18 protein-coding genes are annotated in these 18,017 nt (G+C 32.7%); 10 read left to right on the top strand and 8 right to left on the bottom strand.

Features of this window, described 5'->3' with window-relative positions; translation table 11 throughout:
• Positions 1–37 precede the first annotated feature (37 nt).
• Positions 38–1,690, bottom strand: a complete 1,653-nt coding sequence (locus tag Q0807_RS03845; protein ID WP_299106594.1) for a DUF6029 family protein — start codon at positions 1,688–1,690, stop codon at positions 38–40.
• Positions 1,691–1,721: 31 nt separating this feature from the next.
• Positions 1,722–2,210 carry a TlpA disulfide reductase family protein gene (locus Q0807_RS03840; protein ID WP_299106592.1) on the bottom strand — a complete coding sequence of 163 codons (489 nt, stop codon included), beginning with the start codon at positions 2,208–2,210 and terminating at the stop codon, positions 1,722–1,724.
• A gap of 102 nt (positions 2,211–2,312) precedes the next feature.
• Between Q0807_RS03840 and Q0807_RS03835 the strand changes: the two genes are divergently transcribed.
• Positions 2,313–3,368: an Omp28-related outer membrane protein gene (locus tag Q0807_RS03835; RefSeq protein WP_299106590.1), complete on the top strand. Its 1,056-nt coding sequence runs from the start codon at positions 2,313–2,315 to the stop codon at positions 3,366–3,368.
• A gap of 155 nt (positions 3,369–3,523) precedes the next feature.
• On the opposite strand, the gene pruA is transcribed toward Q0807_RS03835, so the two are convergent.
• Positions 3,524–5,149 carry an L-glutamate gamma-semialdehyde dehydrogenase gene (gene pruA / locus Q0807_RS03830; RefSeq protein WP_299106588.1) on the bottom strand — a complete coding sequence of 542 codons (1,626 nt, stop codon included), beginning with the start codon at positions 5,147–5,149 and terminating at the stop codon, positions 3,524–3,526.
• A gap of 144 nt (positions 5,150–5,293) precedes the next feature.
• On the opposite strand from pruA, the gene Q0807_RS03825 reads away from it, so the two are divergent.
• Positions 5,294–6,295 (top strand): DUF6695 family protein, encoded by a 1,002-nt coding sequence (locus Q0807_RS03825; protein ID WP_299106585.1) that lies wholly within the window; start codon positions 5,294–5,296, stop codon positions 6,293–6,295.
• Between the two features lie 2 nt (positions 6,296–6,297).
• Here Q0807_RS03825 and apaG read toward each other — a convergent pair whose 3' ends face one another.
• From apaG to Q0807_RS03810, 3 genes are all read right to left on the bottom strand, one after another.
• On the bottom strand, positions 6,298–6,684 hold the full coding sequence (gene apaG / locus Q0807_RS03820) for a Co2+/Mg2+ efflux protein ApaG (protein ID WP_299106582.1): 387 nt from the start codon (positions 6,682–6,684) through the stop codon (positions 6,298–6,300).
• Between the two features lie 79 nt (positions 6,685–6,763).
• Entirely contained in the window at positions 6,764–8,122 is a 1,359-nt protein-coding gene (locus Q0807_RS03815; protein ID WP_299106579.1) for a pyridoxal-dependent decarboxylase, read from the bottom strand.
• Between the two features lie 71 nt (positions 8,123–8,193).
• A complete protein-coding gene (locus Q0807_RS03810) occupies positions 8,194–9,447 on the bottom strand; it encodes a DUF5103 domain-containing protein (protein WP_299106577.1) in 1,254 nt (417 codons plus the stop codon).
• Positions 9,448–9,608: 161 nt separating this feature from the next.
• On the opposite strand from Q0807_RS03810, the gene Q0807_RS03805 reads away from it, so the two are divergent.
• The 6 genes from Q0807_RS03805 to nqrF all read left to right on the top strand — a co-directional run bounded on the left by Q0807_RS03805 (position 9,609) and on the right by nqrF (position 15,709).
• On the top strand, positions 9,609–10,961 hold the full coding sequence (locus Q0807_RS03805; RefSeq protein WP_299106575.1) for a Na(+)-translocating NADH-quinone reductase subunit A: 1,353 nt from the start codon (positions 9,609–9,611) through the stop codon (positions 10,959–10,961).
• On the top strand, positions 10,961–12,187 hold the full coding sequence (locus tag Q0807_RS03800) for an NADH:ubiquinone reductase (Na(+)-transporting) subunit B (RefSeq protein ID WP_299106573.1): 1,227 nt from the start codon (positions 10,961–10,963) through the stop codon (positions 12,185–12,187). The genes Q0807_RS03805 and Q0807_RS03800 overlap by 1 nt, the downstream gene beginning before the upstream one ends.
• 2 nt (positions 12,188–12,189) lie before the next feature.
• Complete coding sequence (locus Q0807_RS03795; RefSeq protein WP_299106570.1) at positions 12,190–12,936, top strand: Na(+)-translocating NADH-quinone reductase subunit C; 747 nt, start codon at positions 12,190–12,192, stop codon at positions 12,934–12,936.
• 3 nt (positions 12,937–12,939) lie between these two features.
• Positions 12,940–13,584 (top strand): NADH:ubiquinone reductase (Na(+)-transporting) subunit D, encoded by a 645-nt coding sequence (locus Q0807_RS03790; RefSeq protein WP_157362827.1) that lies wholly within the window; start codon positions 12,940–12,942, stop codon positions 13,582–13,584.
• Between the two features lie 61 nt (positions 13,585–13,645).
• The gene (gene nqrE, locus Q0807_RS03785) at positions 13,646–14,383 is read left to right on the top strand and encodes an NADH:ubiquinone reductase (Na(+)-transporting) subunit E (protein WP_299106563.1); all 738 of its coding nucleotides are present in this window, start codon (positions 13,646–13,648) and stop codon (positions 14,381–14,383) included.
• Between the two features lie 12 nt (positions 14,384–14,395).
• Positions 14,396–15,709, top strand: coding sequence for an NADH:ubiquinone reductase (Na(+)-transporting) subunit F (nqrF, locus tag Q0807_RS03780; protein WP_299106980.1), 1,314 nt, complete (start codon positions 14,396–14,398; stop codon positions 15,707–15,709).
• Positions 15,710–15,777: 68 nt separating this feature from the next.
• Here the strand turns inward: nqrF and Q0807_RS03775 are convergent, their stop codons facing one another.
• Positions 15,778–16,224, bottom strand: a complete 447-nt coding sequence (locus Q0807_RS03775) for a Na(+)-translocating NADH-quinone reductase subunit F (protein WP_299106560.1) — start codon at positions 16,222–16,224, stop codon at positions 15,778–15,780.
• A gap of 39 nt (positions 16,225–16,263) precedes the next feature.
• Complete coding sequence (locus tag Q0807_RS03770; protein WP_299106558.1) at positions 16,264–16,644, bottom strand: cupin domain-containing protein; 381 nt, start codon at positions 16,642–16,644, stop codon at positions 16,264–16,266.
• Positions 16,645–16,746: 102 nt separating this feature from the next.
• Between Q0807_RS03770 and Q0807_RS03765 the strand changes: the two genes are divergently transcribed.
• Positions 16,747–17,613, top strand: coding sequence for a DUF4846 domain-containing protein (locus tag Q0807_RS03765; RefSeq protein WP_299106555.1), 867 nt, complete (start codon positions 16,747–16,749; stop codon positions 17,611–17,613).
• 20 nt (positions 17,614–17,633) lie between these two features.
• A complete protein-coding gene (locus Q0807_RS03760; protein ID WP_299106553.1) occupies positions 17,634–18,011 on the top strand; it encodes a Na(+)-translocating NADH-quinone reductase subunit F in 378 nt (125 codons plus the stop codon).
• Positions 18,012–18,017 lie beyond the last annotated feature (6 nt).

Genomic DNA, 18,017 nt, shown 5'->3' with positions numbered 1-18,017 from the left:
TTTAAATATCGTTTAAGTACATTTTTTTGGGTTATATCTAAAAAGCCACGGTAAGGTTTGCGCTAAGACCTGTATTTTCGGGTACAAATCTACAAACACCTCCAATACAAATTAAGCCACCACGTTGTCTTCCATAGTTTAAACCTAATCTCGTGTTGCCTTTGCTATAGCTTCCTCCAATACTATAATAGTGTGTTTCATTGGTACCTCCATAGTTCCAATTGTCTGCAGCATAAGCGGCTAATCGTGTAGAGAAATTATATTCTATAACACCAGCTGCCCAATTTTTGCGGTCATCTTCACTCCATAAATGTTGTGCAACTAAACGTAATGCTTTTCCGTTATCAAATCGTCTGGTAGATTCAAGCACTCCAATATTAGCAAGGATAGATTTATTTCCTAATGGACCGCCTTCTACAACGCCTTTATCTACTAATACATTTTGATAGGTAAGTACAGAACTCCATTTTTTAGACCATTTCTTTTTTATTTCTAGATTAAAATCTCTAAAAAGTTGATGACCTTTACCAATAAACTTCGCTTTATACCACTTGTTTTCAATATTATATTCAGCATCTAATCCGCCCCAGTATGAGAAATTAGCGGCTAGTTTTGTACCATATTTTCCGCCCAATTTTGTTCCTTTTTTAAAGGAATAGTATAAATCGAATTGTGTACCAACTTCACCAGAGCGTTGATCAAAAGATTCAATGATTAATCTTGGCTGTGCATTATAAACATAAATGTTAGTTAGTAAATAATCTTGCTGCTTGGTAAGACCAGGTACATAATTAAGTACTTGTTGATTGTAGACGTTACCTTCTGCAAAACGATCAGAATAAAAACTAAAATTTTCTAATCTTCTAAAAGTAGCATTAATACCTAATCCTTTTTTAGCATAGCCAGCATTTACTTGTAGCGCCGTTCCGTCATAAAGTTTATTAGATGATAATACACCTTCATTTGCAATAGCGTCTGGGTCTTTTATAATCGCTTCAACACCTGCGTAGAAATTATCTAAAATAAAATCTAATCGTCCACCGTAAGCACCTACTGTAGATGGTAAAGCTTCGTTACCATTAGTGTCTTGGTTTCTTGCAACGTAGCTTCCTCCAAGTTGTATGTCAATACCTTCAATATTTAAGGCTCCGCTTAAGTTTAAATCTGCATCTATACCTTGTATAGTTCCTGCAGACTCTTCAAAACCATGACGTTGTTTTCCAAAAACAGCTTTTAGGCTTAAATCTTTAGTAGCGTTGAATTTTATATTTAATCCTTTTAAGGCATTGTTTAGGCCTAGTTGTCTGTCTTCCCAAGATCTTAAAATTAATCCGCTTCCAAACTGATCATAAAAATATCCACCTGTTACATCAAGGCTTTCGTCTTTATAGTTAAAATAGTAAGTAGCAACTTCGTTTTGATTATCAAAAATAGGGTCATAACCTAATAATGCTGAAGGTAAATAAGATTCAAATTGAACACCTGCCGTAAAGTTGCCAAGGTTATAATTTAATAACACATAATTATTTGCCCTAAATTGATCATCTGGTGCTAAGAAGTTAATGCCTGTGTCTGTTTGTAGCCATTGCGAATTAGATTCTAATCCACCATAAAAATTGCCTGTTTCTTGCGCATTTATTATATACAGATTTGCAAATAGCGTAGCTAGAATGATTAATTTTTTCATCATAAATTGGTTATTAGCGGTAAGGGATAAGTAGTTAGTCTTTAGAAAGCTCTTTTATTTTTTCAAATAATTCTGATTCGGCACCAGGACTGTAGCCAGAATGCTCGTATACTATTTTGCCATCTTTCACTAAAATAGTTAATGGTATGCTAGATGCATTTAAAGCACGTTTTAATTCACTATTAGTATCTAATAAAACAGTGTAATCCCAATCTTTACCATTTACTAAAGATTTTACTCGTTTTACAGTTCTACTATCGTCAACAGATACGGCTAAAAGTTCTACATCAGTTTCGTCTTGCCATTCTTCATAAACATCATTAATCGCATCTAATTCTTTTAAACAAGGAACGCACCAAGTTGCCCAAAGCGAAACAATGGTAATACCATCTTTGTTGATTGCGTCTTTTAGGTTTAAAGTTTTACCTTCCATAGAAGTTAAATCTACATTCGGAAGATCATTCTGAGCTGTTGCATTAAAGCTAAATAAACCTAAGCAAAAAATTAAAATTAGTTTTTTCATTATTAAATTTTTAGATTTTGTTACACAATATTAGTTAAATTTTTGTCAAATGTATAGTTGTTCTAAAAATTAATTAATTTAGCAGAAAACAATACAGTTGCTATGATTTCAAAAAAAATGCCAAAGTTATTTTTACTATTAATTTTTATCGTTATCGCTTCTTGCAGTAAAACAGAAGAGAATGTGCCTTTGACAACACCAACAGCACAAATAAGTGTAGACAAATTGGTAAGAAAGGCTTCGTTAATTAATCAAGATATTCCATTTAGAATATTAAATGAGGCAGGAGTGGATGTAACTGATTTAGCTACATTTTATGTAGATGGAGAGGCTGTAGTTGGTTCTTCTTTTTCATCTAGTGCTATTGGAGATTTTGAAGTTTATGGCGTTTACATGGAAGATGGTGTTGAGGTAACTACAAATACTGAAAGTTTTAGTGTTATTATACCTAAGCGTAAAATTGTTGTAGAAGATTATACTGGTACATGGTGTGGTTTTTGTCCAAGAGTTTCTGCGGCATTGACTTCTTTACATCAAGAAACAGATGATATTACAGTTATTGCTATACATGAAACAGCAAACAGTTTTGATGACCCAATGCATTTTGATCAGGTTCAAATTTTAAAAGATGCTTTTAATGTTGAAGGTTTTCCTGCGGCTAGAATAGATAGAAATACAGATTGGCAAAATCCGCATCCTAATAGTGATATTACGAGTATGGCTGGTTTAGAGACTAATTTAGCTTTAGCAATTAATTCTGAATTAGATGGAAGCGAATTAACAGTACAAGTTAATGTGGTATACGAAGAAGGTTCTATTTTAGGCGATAAACTTGTTGTGTATTTGTTAGAAGATGGAATCATTAACGGTCAGGTTAATTATTATAATGAAGACAGTACAAGTCCTTTTTATAATTTGGGAGATGTAATTTCTAGTTTTGAACATAATGAAGTTTTAAGAAATTCGCTGTCTAGTGTATTAGGTGATGAAATTCCTGTTACAGGTGCTTTAACCGAATATATTACATCGTTTACAATCACAGTGCCTTCTAATTATGTTGTTGATAATTTAAGTATTGCTGCTATTGTAGTAGATTCTAATAATTCTGCTAAAAATTCGCAGTTTGCTCATGTTGATGAAGATAAGGCATACGAATAATCATTTGTAAATAAAATAATAGAAAAGCCTGGTCAATAAATATTGTTCAGGCTTTTCTATGTTTCAATTTGAAAATTTTCACCAATTTTTAAACATAAAAAAATCCTTAGAAATTTTCACTTCTAAGGATTTAATATTTAAAATATAAGAAAATATTATCCCAAGAAAGGATATCTGTAATCTACAGGAGTTACAAAAGTTTCTTTTATTAATCTTGGAGATACCCAACGTAATAAGTTTTGAGCACTACCTGCTTTATCATTAGTTCCAGATGCTCTTGCACCACCAAACGGTTGTTGACCTACAACGGCTCCTGTTGGTTTATCGTTAATGTAGAAGTTACCTGCACAATTTTGTAAAGCTTTAGTCGCCTCTTCAACAGCGTAACGACAAGTCGATAAAATAGCACCTGTTAAAGCATATTCGCTTGTTTCGTCCACTAATTTTAAAGTTTCTGAAAATTCGTTTTCATTATAAACGTAAATAGTCATAACAGGTCCAAATAATTCTGTAGACATAGTATCATATTTTGGATTTGTAGTAACGATTACCGTAGGTTCTATAAAGTAACCTTTAGATTTATCGTAACCTCCACCAACAATGATTTCTGCATCATCAGCAGCTTTGGCTGCATCAATATATTTAGCTAGTTTATCAAAAGAACCTTCATGGATAACAGCAGTAACAAAGTTGCTCATGTCTTCTGGTGATCCTTGTTTAAAAGAGTTGACATCTTCAATTACATAGTTTTTTACTTCTTCCCAAATATTACTAGGAATATAAGCTCTAGAAGCAGCACTACATTTTTGACCTTGAAATTCAAAAGCTCCACGAGAAATTGCAGTGGCTACTTGTTTTGGTACTGCAGATTTATGAGCAACGATAAAATCTTTCCCTCCAGTTTCTCCAACAATTTTTGGGTAGGTTTTATAGTTATGGATATTGTTTCCTATTTGTTTCCAAAGTTCTTTAAAGATGAAAGTGGAACCAGTGAAATGTAAACCAGAAAAATCAGGACTAGATAATACTGTTTTTGTAATCATTACAGGATCACCAAAAACAACATTAATAACACCATCTGGAACACCAGCTTCTTTAAAAATGTCCATGATTACTTTTGCAGAGTATATTTGGCTATCACTAGGCTTCCAAACTACAACATTACCCATTAATGCCATACAAGCTGGTAAGTTTCCTGCAATAGCTGTAAAGTTAAAAGGTGTCACTGCATATGTAAAACCTTCAAGAGGTCTATATTCTACACGGTTCCAGGCATCACTTGTGCTTTCTGGTTGCTCCATGTAAATGTCAGTCATAAACTGAACATTAAAACGTAAGAAATCAATAAACTCACAAGCGGCATCAATTTCTGCTTGGTGAACTGTTTTAGATTGTGCAATCATAGTTGCAGCATTAATTTTTGCTCTGTAAGGACCAGCAATTAATTCCGCAGCTTTTAAGAAAATTCCAGCACGCTGTTCCCATGGCATTTGCGACCAAGATTTACGCGCTTCTAAAGCTGTAGAAATAGCTTCTTCAACATGTTTTTGTTCCGCTATATGATATTCTCCTACAATATGTTTGTGGTCATGTGGAGGAGACATTGTTCTGGTATTTCCAGTTTTTACGTCTTTTCCGTTGATGTACATAGGGACTTCAACTTTGCTGTTAAACATGGTTTTATATGTTTCTTGAACAGCTTCGCGTTCTGGTGAACCAGGAGCATAAGACTTTACAGGCTCATTGACTGCTACAGGTACATTAAAGAATCCTTTTCCCATAATATATTTGTTTTTTTAAGTTTGAATTTTGAAAGTGCAAAGGTACGATATTTTAAGAGATTTTTTATTTGAAAGGTTATTGTTGTGTGAAGGTTGAAATAATAAATTTTGTAAGTTGCGCCTTTTAAATTCGACTTTTTGTCTATGTCTAAAAACGATGCTTTTATTATTTCACTTGCTTATCCGGATACGATTGTTAGGATTTCGGATGAAAAGTTGGTGCCATATTTAAAATATATAAACATTGGTTGTGAAAATTATGTACGTGCAGGTCATGCAGCATTAGTGCTCATAGATAAACAGACTGGTAATTTAGAGTATTTTGATTTTGGCAGATACACGTCTCCAAAAGGTTATGGTCGCGTTAGAGGTAAAAGAACTGATAATGAATTAGATTTTCCATTAACCGCAAAGATTAGTGATGGGAGCATAACTAATTTAGATGCCATTTTAAGCTTTCTTGCTACAAATCCAGAGTTAACTCATGGAGATGGTAAACTTGTTGCCTCAGTTTGTTCGGTAATAAATTATGACTTAGCAAAAGCATTTATAATGCAATTACAGCAGAAAACGTTTGTCCGTTATGGTGCATTCTTAAAGAATGGGAGTAACTGCTCTCGTTTTGTAACAGATACCTTAATCAGTTCAATAAACGATAAAAAGAAAAGGAAGAAATTAATTAAATCTAAACGTTTTACGCCAAGTACAGTTGGTAATGTAGAAATTGCAGCTACAGAATCTATGGTTTATGAAGTATCTGAATTAGGAGATATAATGGAATTTACATCAACTTCTAAGTCTGAAAACAGACGTTGTTTTTTAGATGGCCTAAAAGGGTATGAACCTAACTTAATAGGCAATTTAAAACCTAAAGTTGTAAGTGGAATTGCAAAGCATGCTCAATGGTTAGATGGTATTGGAGCAGGAGCTTGGTTTGAATTGCATGATTTAGCTAATGAAATCGAATTTAGATTTAGACGCGTTTCACCATATGGCAATATAGATTGTGATAGGATTTATCAGATAGATTCAGAAGGTTTTGATATAACCGACGAGTATCAATTTTTGCATCCGTCTAATTGCTTGTTCTTTTGTGTAGAGCAAGGTTCCAAGCAATTTAGATTCAATTTTGTAAAAGACTATTAATTTTAGTTAAGCGCAAAAGGCGCACTTAATTTAAAAGAAGGAATATAAACTTTAAACTTATTAGTTTTAGATAAGTTAACCATATTATAATGACCTTGCATAGCACCAAAAGGAGATGTTAAAAGACAACCCGAATTGTAAGTGTGAGATTCTCCTGGTTTTAAAACAGGTTTCTTACCAATAACACCTTCACCTTCAATAATTTCTTCATTGTTTAAAGCATCTAGAACTCTCCAATGCCTGGTGTTTAATTGTACCGAGTCTTTACTTTGATTTTCAATAGTTACTTTGTAGCCAAATGCAAAGTGCACTTTATAGTTTTTATAAAACGTACCTTCAAAATTGGTTTCTACAGATATTTTAATTCCGCTTGTAACTTGTTGTACCATAGCTTTAATATATTGATCTATGCTAAAGTAACATAATTTATGAATGAAACATTATAATTCGGTTAAGTGGTCGCAATTTTTAACAAATCGCTTCGGCGGACGCTTCTAAAATATCAAAAAAGTGAAAAACATCTTGTTTTTCTATCAAAGTATTAATGGTTACCATTCTTATAAACTCTTGATTGTTAAAATTTCCAAAGCCTACCATCAGTTCTGAGTTCTTATATAAGGTGGTGCAAAGCTTATTTGCAGAAATGCTTTTGTAATTAAAACACACTGAAATAGAATCTTCAAAACTGTAAAGCGTATAGTCTTTATGATTGTTAATATAGTCTCTAGCGATTTGCGCCATTTTAAATTGCTTGTTTACTATTTTTTCTAAACCGCTAGTTCCTACAGATTTCCAAAGTGTCCATATTTTAAGAGCATCATTTCTACGTCCACATTGTAGTGAGGTTTTACCTAAATTGAAATCATCGCCATCAGTTTGGTATAAGTAATCTGCCTCATTAGAAAACGAATGATGTAGCTGTTCTTTATGTTGTGTCACTATAATGGAACAACTTAAAGGTGTACCTAACATTTTATGTGCGTTAACACTAAATGAGTCTGAATGTTCTAATCCTTTAATTAAGTGTTTGTGTTTTTTACTAAAAATAACACCACCACAATAAGCACCATCAACATGTAACCAAAGATTGTGTTTTTTACAGATTTTACTAATTGCTTCGTTATTATCAAATGCTCCAAGTACGGTTGTGCCAGCAGTAGAATTCACAAAGAAAGGTATGTGTCCGTCAATTAAATCTTTCTGAATCAGTTTGTCTAAATGTTCGGCAAGCATTTCACCTTTGTTATTAGTATTTACTAATCTAACTTGATTTCTACCAATACCAGTTAATGCTGCATTTTTAGAAATGGAATAATGTGATTCTCTAGACGTGTACAATGTCATTGATTGTGAAAGTCCTTCAGCTCTAATTGATGCGTTTTTAAAGTCTCTGGCCATAATTAATGCCATCATGTTACTCATAGAGCCACCAGGCGCAAACGTTCCATCACTGTCTATTGAATAACCTGCTAATTCGCAAATATTATGAATCACTTGCTTTTCTATACCAACATGAGGTCCTGCTACTTTATAGGTATACATGCTATTGTTAAACATTACGGCCAATAAATCGCCTAATGCTGCCTTACCGATTCTACCTCCAAAAAGTTGATTAAAAAATGATTTTGAAGCTGTCTTAGGTGTGCTTTTTATGATGTCTTTTAAAATAGTCTTTAAGTCTTCATCAATGACACCATTACTATTTAGTGATAAATCTAATTGTTGATACAACTCTGAAGTCGGAATTGGATTAGCAACTGGCTGATTAGTTTCTGCTTCAAAAAGCGTGTCGCATAATTCAGAGAATAGGGTAATGTCATTTTGCATTTTAAAAAACGTTTAAAGAATATTGACTATAGAAGTGATATAGTCTAGCTTATTTAAAAAAGCTTTCAGAATTAATTAGAAATATTTGTTGAAGATGCTTCACCATAACCAATTAGTCGATCATAACGAGATCCAAGGTCTTTGTAGTAAACTAGTACTTTGTAGTTGTTTTCGGTTTGCCAAAAGTTGCCACTTATGGCTCCTTCGTCAATTGCACCAGATGCTCTGTCTACAACAACATACTTATAATTATAAAAACCTTGTTTTAAAAGTAGTACTTTCTCGTAATGTTGTCTTTCAGAATTGTATTCCATTTTAGTTAAGGGGTCAATAGCGAAAGCATTAAAATTACCATAAATATGAATGTCTTTATTTTTAATTTCGTCTTGCAATAATGAAAAATGAACCATAGTGTAGTCGGCTTCAACATCTACGTTCTCACTATCTATTGCGGTTACTAAGAAGTTTCCATTAATATCAGGATTATAAGTGTATGGTTTGTCTTTTCGAGATATATTAGTATAAAGATAATTATTGTAAAGGTCTTTGAGTTCAATAAATTGAACGCCAACATTTGCAGCTCTTACGTCTTTGTTTTCATAATTCCAATATTCATTACCTCCCCAAAAAGCAGATTCTGTGTCATAACGATATATAAGTTCGTTGCCTAAAGTGTATTGCGGCTTTAGATTTGAAATTGTGGTATTGAGGTTGTTATTCTGGATAATTAATGTTTTTATTGTTTCTAAAGGGTTATTTAAATTCATCCCGTCTGTAGAAATAACCATATCTACTGATTGCTTTTCTGATATTAATTTAACGTCTCTAGAACGTTTTATACTTACGCCAACATTAGCAATATCTTCATAGATCATAAATTTTCTGCTGAACATTAATTCATCATAATCATCATAAATAGAAATCATGTAGTTGCCACTTTTTAGTAAAGCAAGGGTATGGGTATTTGGTATGGTTAGGTTGTAATGAGAGTATATTTGATACGTATTAAACGAATTCTCGTATGTTAATATTCTTTGGTTATCTAGACCTTTAAGATATTCAGCCTTTACTAGGCTTGAAGGTGTCCAGTCAAATTCAAAATGTTCAATCACATAATAAAAATCTTCTTCGTCTGCAGTTAAAGCGTCAAACTCTAAGCCTAATGTTTCTCCTAGTTTTAATATAGGAAGTTGCCCTTGAGTTGTGTTACTATTAAATGTAATTGTCTTTATAAAATCTGGTGGATTCACTTCTTTAGCAACTTGAGAAAGCATTGCTGTTGGTATAATTATGAGTAAAATAAGGTTAAAAATATTTTTTTTCATCATAGATATTGTGCGAGATGTAAAGATAATCAAAATTCATGCCCATAAAACACGATGCTTATTTATAATGATTACAAATAAAAAAGAAGCGATATTTTGAGCCATTTTTCAGCATTAATTCGTAAATTTGCACGGATTTTTAGATAACTAATCTTTAGTATATGTCAAAAGACATCAGAATTAAAAAGGGTTTAGATATAAAGCTAATCGGCGAAGCCGAGAAAGCAACGGAAAATGCTATAATAAGTAATTCCTATTCTATAAGACCTGAAGACTTCCACAGTATTATTCCGAAATTAGTAGCCAAAGAAGGCACTCGTGTAAAAGCAGGTGAAACTTTATTTTACAATAAAGATAATGAGGCTATGAAGTTTGTTTCACCCGTTTCTGGTGAGATTACAGAGGTACAACGTGGACCAAGACGTCGCATAGACGCTATTAAAATTGTAGCAGATAAAGAGCAAACCTACGTTGATTTCGGTAAGTTTGATTTAGCATCTGACGCTGAAAAAACCAAAGCACATTTATTGGCTTCAGGTTGTTGGTCATTTATAAAACAACGTCCTTACGATGTTGTTGCAAATGCAAACAGCAATCCAAAAGCTATTTTTGTTTCTGGTTATGCAAGTGCGCCCTTAGCTGCTGATTTAGATTTTACATTGGCTGGTAAAGAAGCAGAATTACAAGCTGCAGTTACGGCATTATCTAAATTAACAGAAGGTAGTGTACATGTTTCAGTTGGTAAAAACTCCAATTCACCTTTAGCGAATTTAGATAACGCAACAACTCATAAAATTTCAGGGCCACATCCTTCTGGTAACGTAGGTACTTTAATTAATAAGGTGAGTCCTGTTAATAAAGGAGAAACAGTTTGGACAGTAAATGCACAAGACTTAGTGATAATAGGAGAACTATTATTAACTGGTAAGTTTAATGCAGAACGTATTGTAGCTTTAGCTGGTTCTTCAGTTAAAAAACCTAGATATTTTAGAACTAAGATAGGTTCCGAAATTGCAACTATGGTTTATGATAATGGTGTTGAAAGAGATGGTAACGACCGTATAATTTCGGGAAATGTATTAACTGGGAAGCAAGTAAGACCAGATGGTAATTTAGATTATTATAGTAATGTTATTACTGTGATACCTGAAGGAAATGATTACGAATTATTTGGATGGAATAAGCCAGTATTTAATAAAATTTCTACATCTAGAGCGTTAACTTTTTCATGGTTAAATCCTAAAAAGAAATACGATTTAACTACCAATACAAACGGTGAGCATAGAGCATTTGTTGTAACAGGAACGTACGAAGAAGTGTTTCCATTAGATATATATCCAATGCAGATATTAAAAGCTTGTATGTATCAAGATTTAGATGAAATGGAAGCTTTAGGTATGTACGAAGTTGCACCTGAAGATTTTGCATTAACAGAATTTGTTTGTGTGTCTAAACAACCACATCAAAAAATTATAAGAGAAGGATTAGACTTAATGCTAAAAGAGATAGGATAATGGGTTTAAAACAAAATTTACATAATTTTAAAGAGAAGAATAAAGATAAAAAGTGGTTGCCAGCGTTTTCTGCAATTCATACTTTTTTATTCTTGCCTAATGAGACCACTCATAACGGAACTCATATTAAAGCAGCCGATGATTTAAAGCGTACAATGAACACTGTTATCATGGCAATGGTTCCTTGTTTAATCTTTGGTATGTTTAATGCTGGTTATCAGCATTATTTAGCTTTTGGAGAAATTCAACAAGCAACAGGTGGTTTTTTAAGTTCAGAGTTCTGGACTTTAGATAACTTCTTAGTTGGTTTCTGGAAAGTGATTCCATTAGTAATCGTATCTTACGTGGTAGGATTAGCAATAGAGATTTTATTTGCTATGAAAAATAATCACGAAGTTGAAGAAGGGTATTTAGTTACTGGTATGTTAGTGCCATTAATTGTACCAATTGATACACCTTTATGGATGTTAGCTGTAGCAGTTGCCTTTGGTGTTGTTATTGGTAAAGAAGTTTTTGGAGGAACAGGAATGAATATTCTTAATCCTGCTTTAACAATCCGTGCTTTCTTATTCTTTGCATATCCAACATGGATGTCTGGTGATAAAGTTTGGGTACAAGGAGCAGTAGAACAAGATCAGTTAATTGCAGCAGGACAAAATGTAGACGCTATTTCTGGAGAAACAATATTAGGTAGTTTAGCTCAAGGGAAATCTGTAGGCTATGACGTAATGGATATGTTTTACGGATTAATACCTGGTTCAGTTGGTGAAACCTCTACACTATTAATATTATTAGGTGCATTATTCTTAATCTTTACTAAAATCGGAAGTTGGAGAATTATGCTTTCATCTGTAGTAGGTGCTTTAGTAATGGGTTTAATCTTCAACGGAGTTGTGAGCTCAGGTTGGATTACAGAGTCTAGTAAATTCTACGGGTTAATGAGTACAGAATTTTGGCATCATTTACTTATTGGTGGTTTTGCTTTTGGTACTGTATTTATGGCAACGGATCCTGTAACGGCATCTCAAACAACAAAAGGAAAGTGGATATATGGTTTCTTAGTAGGATTTATTTCTATTATGATTCGTGTATTCAACCCAGCATATCCAGAAGGTGTAATGTTAGCTATTCTATTAATGAATGTGTTTGCACCAACAATTGACCATTATGTGGTTCAAGGAAATGTAAAGAAAAGAATGAAACGTTTAAAAGCTAAAGTTGCATAACGATGGAAAATAGAACAGATAAAAATTCATATACTATAATTTTTGCCATAGCAATGGTATTAATCGTAGGTTCTTTATTAGCGTTTACAGCAGCTTCTTTAAAACCTACAATTACGGAAAACGAACGTATGGAAAAGCAGCAGAATATTCTGTATGCAATGGGAGTTAATGATAATGAAGAAGGAAGTGCTAATTTTATTTCAACGGATAAAGTTGCTGGTGAGTTTTCAAAATACATTCAAAAGCAATTAGTAATTGAAAATGGAAGTGCTTCAGAAAATAATCAAGCTTATTTAATTGATGTAAAAAAGGAGCAAACAAAAGCAAAATCTGGAGAAACAAGAAGATTGCCTTTATTTGTTGGAGAAAAGGATGGTAAAACATTTTATATCGCACCAATAAGAGGTAAAGGTCTTTGGGATGCCATTTGGGCTTATGTTGCAATGGATGAAAACATGGTTGTACAAGGTGCTTATTTTGACCACAAAGGAGAAACACCTGGTTTGGGAGCAAATATTAAGCAACGTTTTTTTATGGACGACTTTATAGGCGAACATTTATTAGATGCTTCAGGTAATTTTAAGGGAATTACAGTTGCAAAAGGTAATGCTGATCCTAAAAATTTAGATAAAACAGATAACGAGGTTGATGCGATTGCAGGTGCTACAATTACTGGTGATGGTGTTACAGCAATGATCAAAAAAGATTTGAAGCTATACTGGCCTTATTTTAAAACTTTAAAAAAATAATTTATGGGACTTTTATCAAAAAAAGACGCCAATTTAATATTAGATCCATTAGCAGATAATAACCCAATTACTATTCAAGTACTTGGTATCTGTTCTGCATTAGCAATTACAGCAGAGCTTAAAGCTTCTATTGTAATGGCAGTTTCTGTATTATTTGTTTTAGGAATAGGAAATGTAGTCATCTCTTTAATGAGAAATATTATTCCTTCAAAAATTAGAATTATTGTGCAACTTGTAGTTGTTGCTGCTTTAGTAATTATAGTGGATCAAGTTTTAAAAGCTTATGCTTATGAACTAAGTAAAACACTTTCGGTTTTTGTTGGATTGATTATTACTAACTGTATTATCATGGGACGTTTTGAAGCCTTTGCATTAGGAAATGGTCCTTGGAGGTCATTTTTAGATGGTATTGGTAATGCTGCTGGTTATGGTTTAATACTTATTATTGTAGGATTCTTTAGAGAGCTTTTAGGTTCTGGTACATTATTAGGATTTAAAGTTTTAGGAGACCCAATTGAAAAAACAGGATTGTATGCAATCGGTTATGAAAATAACGGTTTTATGTTATTATCTCCAATGGCATTAATAGTTGTAGGTATTATTATTTGGATACAACGTAGTAGAAACAAAGCATTAATAGAAGACTAACAATAGTCTGTAGTAAATGTCTATCTGAAGATTTTATACTGCAAACTTAAGACTTAAAAATATGGAACATATAGAATTATTTTTCAAATCGATATTTATAGATAACATGGTATTTGCAACATTCTTAGGAATGTGTTCTTACTTAGCTGTATCTAAAAAAGTATCAACAGCTGTTGGTCTTGGTGCTGCTGTAATATTTGTATTAGCAATTACGGTACCTTTAAACTGGTTGTTAGATCAGTATTTATTACAACCCGGAGCATTATCTTGGTTAGGTGAAGAATATGCTAGCTACGATTTAAGCTTCTTGTCTTTTATTATGTTTATTGCAACGATTGCTACTATGGTACAATTAGTTGAAATTATAGTTGAGAAATTTTCACCATCATTATATAACTCATTGGGTATATTTTTACCTTTAATTGCTGTAAACTGTGCCATTTTAGGTGGTTCGTTATTTATGCAGTCTAGAGAAATAGCAACATTAGGATTAGCCTTAAATTATGGTATTGGTTCTGGTATTGGATGGTTCTTAGCGATTTTAGCAATAGCAGCTATTAGAGAAAAAATTAGATATAGTAATGTACCACCAGCTTTAAGAGGTTTAGGTATTACATTTATTATAACTGGTTTAATGGCAATTGGGTTTATGAGCTTTGGTGGTATGTTAACTGGAGGTGATGAAGAAGCTAAGCCAGAAGAAACTTCTGCTGCAATAGAAGTTATAAAAGAGGATATTAAAAAAGAAGATGCTAAAGTTAAGTCTGACTTAGAAATAGCTGAAAATACAAACAAGTAATTGATTGATATGATAATATTAGCCGCAAGTACAATCGGAACTATAGTCGCAACAGTTGTAGCCTTTTTATTGGTAACATTATTGTTAGTAGCACTATTATTATTTGTAAAACAGAAATTATCACCTTCAGGACCTGTAAAGATTTTGATTAATGGTGAGCGTGAAATAGAAGTTGGTTCAGGAGGTACATTATTAAGTACTTTAGGTAGTCAAAAAATCTTCTTACCATCTGCATGTGGTGGTGGTGGAACTTGTATTCAATGTGAATGTCACGTTTTATCTGGAGGTGGAGAAGCACTTCCTACTGAGATTCCTCACTTTACTAGAAAAGAATTAGCTCATGGAGCACGTTTATCTTGTCAGGTAAAAGTAAAGCAGGATATGGAAATTACAATTCCAGAAGAAGTTTTCGGAATTAAGAAATGGGAAGCAACTGTAGTTTCAAACTATAATGTTGCTACATTTATTAAGGAATTTGTTGTTGAAATTCCTGAAGATATGAATTATAAAGCTGGTGGATATATTCAAATTGAAATTCCTAATTGTGAAATTAAATATTCAGACATGGATATTTCTGCACATCCAGAAGATCATCCAGGAGAGCCAAACAAATTTGAGGCAGATTGGGATAAATTTGGTTTACGTCCTTTAGTTATGAAGAATGAAGAGCTTGTTGAAAGAGCGTATTCTATGGCTTCTTATCCTGCTGAAGGAAGAAAAATTATGCTTAACGTTCGTGTTGCTACTCCTCCTTTTGATAGAGAGAAAGGTGGCTGGATGGATGTAAATCCAGGTGTCGCTTCTTCTTATATTTTCAATCAGAAAATAGGTGATAAAGTTACTATATCAGGACCTTATGGCGAATTCTTTATAAATGATTCTGATTCTGAAATGTTGTACGTTGGTGGTGGTGCTGGTATGGCTCCAATGCGTTCACATTTGTATGAATTATTTAGAACATTAAAAACAGGTCGTAAAGTAACATATTGGTATGGAGGACGTTCTAAAGCAGAATTATTCTATATCCACTATTTTAGAGCCTTAGAAAAAGATTTCCCGAACTTTAAGTTCTTTATTGCATTATCAGATCCAACTGAAGCTGATAACTGGAAACTTAAAGAAGATGTAAACGATGAATCTGGAGATGGATTTACCGGTTTTATTCACCAAGTAGTTATTGATCAGTATTTATCTAAACATGATTCACCAGAAGATATTGAATTATACTTCTGTGGACCGCCATTAATGAACCAAGCGGTTCAGAAAATGGGTGAAGATTTCGGAATTCCGGATGAACATATTAGATTTGATGACTTTGGAGGATAATCTACAATTATATATAAAAAAGCCAACTCAATTGAGTTGGCTTTTTTTATGTACATAATTTTAAGAATTTATGAGTCTTGAAGTTGTAATTGTTGTGGTTTAAAATTGAATAGGAGCGAGCAGTCCATAATGTTGTTTATATTGTCTAGTATACACAGTGTTTCAACTACTTTACACAACCCATCAAAAAGCACAGAGTTGTTAATTGTTTTTGGCTTATGTAATCGGTTATCAGTAGTCATGTGATACCCGCAACCTTTTAAAAAAGCACTTTCAATTTGAAGAAGTTCTATTGGAGTATAGCCATTTAATTTTCTTCCTAGATTCTGGTGAACCTTTCCAACATAATTTAATGTAATTGAACCATGTTTATCAGTTAAGTGTTGCCAATGGTCTTTGTTATCTAAAATGTTGCCAACGGCGCATTCCTTGCAATCATCAGGATTTAAAGTTTTATTATGAAAAGCGCTGTACAGTTTTGTAATGGCACGTTCAAACCTAGTCGAAGTTGTCATAATATTTAGAATCTTATTTCAAGAAAAGATAAGAAAAAATTATTTATACTCCATAATCAAAAACACAGCAGTCGTTTTACCAATATTTAAAACCTCGTGTGTGGTGATTTCATCGTTTCTAAAACTATAACCTGTCGGTACATTAACTTCTCTAGTACCAGAATTATCTTTTATTCTAAACTTTCCACCAGAGAGTGTATATCCAAAATGTGGGTTATGGTAATGTTCCTCATGCCCAATATTAGGTTCAAAAGTACATTTAAGCACTCTTAATTCTTGGTTTTCTTCTACAACCTCACAAACAGCATTACCGTCCCATCCAGCTTGTAAAGGGTCTGGTAATTGGCTTTTATTTTCGCAATTTACGGATAGAATAAACAGGCACAAACAAAGATTGAAGATTAGTTGTTTACTAGTCATTGAGCTATTGAATTTTTGGTAAATTTAAGAACTATATAACAAATCATTATTTTGTAACGTTTAGAACTTAAATTACTAATGGTTGCAACATTATCTTACTAAATGAAAAAAGGACTTCTCTTATTATTACTACTGTTTACTATTATAGTGTTGGCTTATCAACTTAAGCCAGTAAAGAAAGCTATAGAGACTGTTTCTGCTGTTATTGAAATACCAAATTTAATAGATAAGGATAGTTTAACTATTAGGTCTAGAGTTAACCTTCCTATTGGTTTTAAAAGGGTAGTATATAAATCAGGAAGTTTTGAGGAATACCTTCGTAATTATAAGTTGAAAGCATTTGGGAGTAAAATTATAAATTATGATGATACTAACTATTTCTGGCAAGGTGGTCATGTTGGTGTTTTAGAAATTCCTGTACCAAAAAATGGTTTGCAACAGTGTGCAGATGCATTAATAAGAGTTCGAAGTGAATATTTGTGGGACAATAATAGAAAAGACGAAATAGGATTTAATTTTACGTCAGGTCATTATTGCTCTTGGTTAAAATATGCGGAAGGGTATAGACCAATAATAAAAGGAAACAAAGTAACGTTTCATAAAACAACAAATGCCAATTCGTCTAAAGATAATTTTTATAAATACTTAAATTTAATCTACATGTATTCTGGTACTTTATCTCTTCACAATGAATTAAAACCAATTGAATCTAAAGATTTAAAAATTGGAGATATGCTTATAAAAGGTGGAAGTCCAGGACATATTGTTATGATATGCGATGAAGCTGTAAATGAAAATGGTGAAAAAATATTCTTGCTTTTTCAAGGTAACACACCAGCACAGAGTGTTCATTTGGTAAAGAACATAGAAGACTCTACTATTTCTCCGTGGTATCAATTAAAAGATGATGCCCAAATTTCTGTTTCAAATTATACTTTTGGAAGTGCCAAGTTTGTGAGATTTAAATAGCAACTTTGTATCTTTGCATTATGAGTAAACCACTTACACCTCAAGAACTACATAACTTAGCAATGAACCACGTTGGTAAAGACCTAGAGTCTCGTGGTTTCGAATTTGTAGCTATTAATAGTAAGCTTAAACGTCACCCACAATTTGTATGTTTAGATAAGAATAGTCAATACTTTTTTGTGGTTGTAAGAGCTGTGATATTACCTGAAAACCCAAATAATTATGATATTGTTTGGATGGAAACCTTTAGAAAGCATGCTTACGAAAAAGAAGCAAAAGTATTATATGCTGGTGTTGGTTTGGGAAATCCTGATGGTGAAGATTTACCATTGTATTTAAATCAAGAATATCTAATTGAGTATAATGGCGTACAAGTTATAGATATGAATTTGAATTAATTTCTA

It is taken from the genome of uncultured Winogradskyella sp., from assembly GCF_947495255.1.
GTDB lineage: Bacteria > Bacteroidota > Bacteroidia > Flavobacteriales > Flavobacteriaceae > Winogradskyella.
This window is presented reverse-complemented; position numbering and strand designations above follow the sequence as displayed.

Coding starts and splice junctions, on each gene's coding strand:
- Q0807_RS03805 (WP_299106575.1), top strand. CDS start 9,609: ATGTCAAAAGACATCAGAATTAAAAAGGGTTTAGATATAAAGCTAATC.
- Q0807_RS03770 (WP_299106558.1), bottom strand. CDS start 16,644: ATGACTAGTAAACAACTAATCTTCAATCTTTGTTTGTGCCTGTTTATT.
- Q0807_RS03790 (WP_157362827.1), top strand. CDS start 12,940: ATGGGACTTTTATCAAAAAAAGACGCCAATTTAATATTAGATCCATTA.
- Q0807_RS03800 (WP_299106573.1), top strand. CDS start 10,961: ATGGGTTTAAAACAAAATTTACATAATTTTAAAGAGAAGAATAAAGAT.
- Q0807_RS03765 (WP_299106555.1), top strand. CDS start 16,747: ATGAAAAAAGGACTTCTCTTATTATTACTACTGTTTACTATTATAGTG.
- Q0807_RS03815 (WP_299106579.1), bottom strand. CDS start 8,122: ATGCAAAATGACATTACCCTATTCTCTGAATTATGCGACACGCTTTTT.
- Q0807_RS03825 (WP_299106585.1), top strand. CDS start 5,294: ATGTCTAAAAACGATGCTTTTATTATTTCACTTGCTTATCCGGATACG.
- Q0807_RS03845 (WP_299106594.1), bottom strand. CDS start 1,690: ATGATGAAAAAATTAATCATTCTAGCTACGCTATTTGCAAATCTGTAT.
- Q0807_RS03835 (WP_299106590.1), top strand. CDS start 2,313: ATGATTTCAAAAAAAATGCCAAAGTTATTTTTACTATTAATTTTTATC.
- pruA (WP_299106588.1), bottom strand. CDS start 5,149: ATGGGAAAAGGATTCTTTAATGTACCTGTAGCAGTCAATGAGCCTGTA.
- Q0807_RS03775 (WP_299106560.1), bottom strand. CDS start 16,224: ATGACAACTTCGACTAGGTTTGAACGTGCCATTACAAAACTGTACAGC.
- apaG (WP_299106582.1), bottom strand. CDS start 6,684: ATGGTACAACAAGTTACAAGCGGAATTAAAATATCTGTAGAAACCAAT.
- Q0807_RS03840 (WP_299106592.1), bottom strand. CDS start 2,210: ATGAAAAAACTAATTTTAATTTTTTGCTTAGGTTTATTTAGCTTTAAT.
- nqrE (WP_299106563.1), top strand. CDS start 13,646: ATGGAACATATAGAATTATTTTTCAAATCGATATTTATAGATAACATG.
- Q0807_RS03760 (WP_299106553.1), top strand. CDS start 17,634: ATGAGTAAACCACTTACACCTCAAGAACTACATAACTTAGCAATGAAC.
- Q0807_RS03795 (WP_299106570.1), top strand. CDS start 12,190: ATGGAAAATAGAACAGATAAAAATTCATATACTATAATTTTTGCCATA.
- Q0807_RS03810 (WP_299106577.1), bottom strand. CDS start 9,447: ATGAAAAAAAATATTTTTAACCTTATTTTACTCATAATTATACCAACA.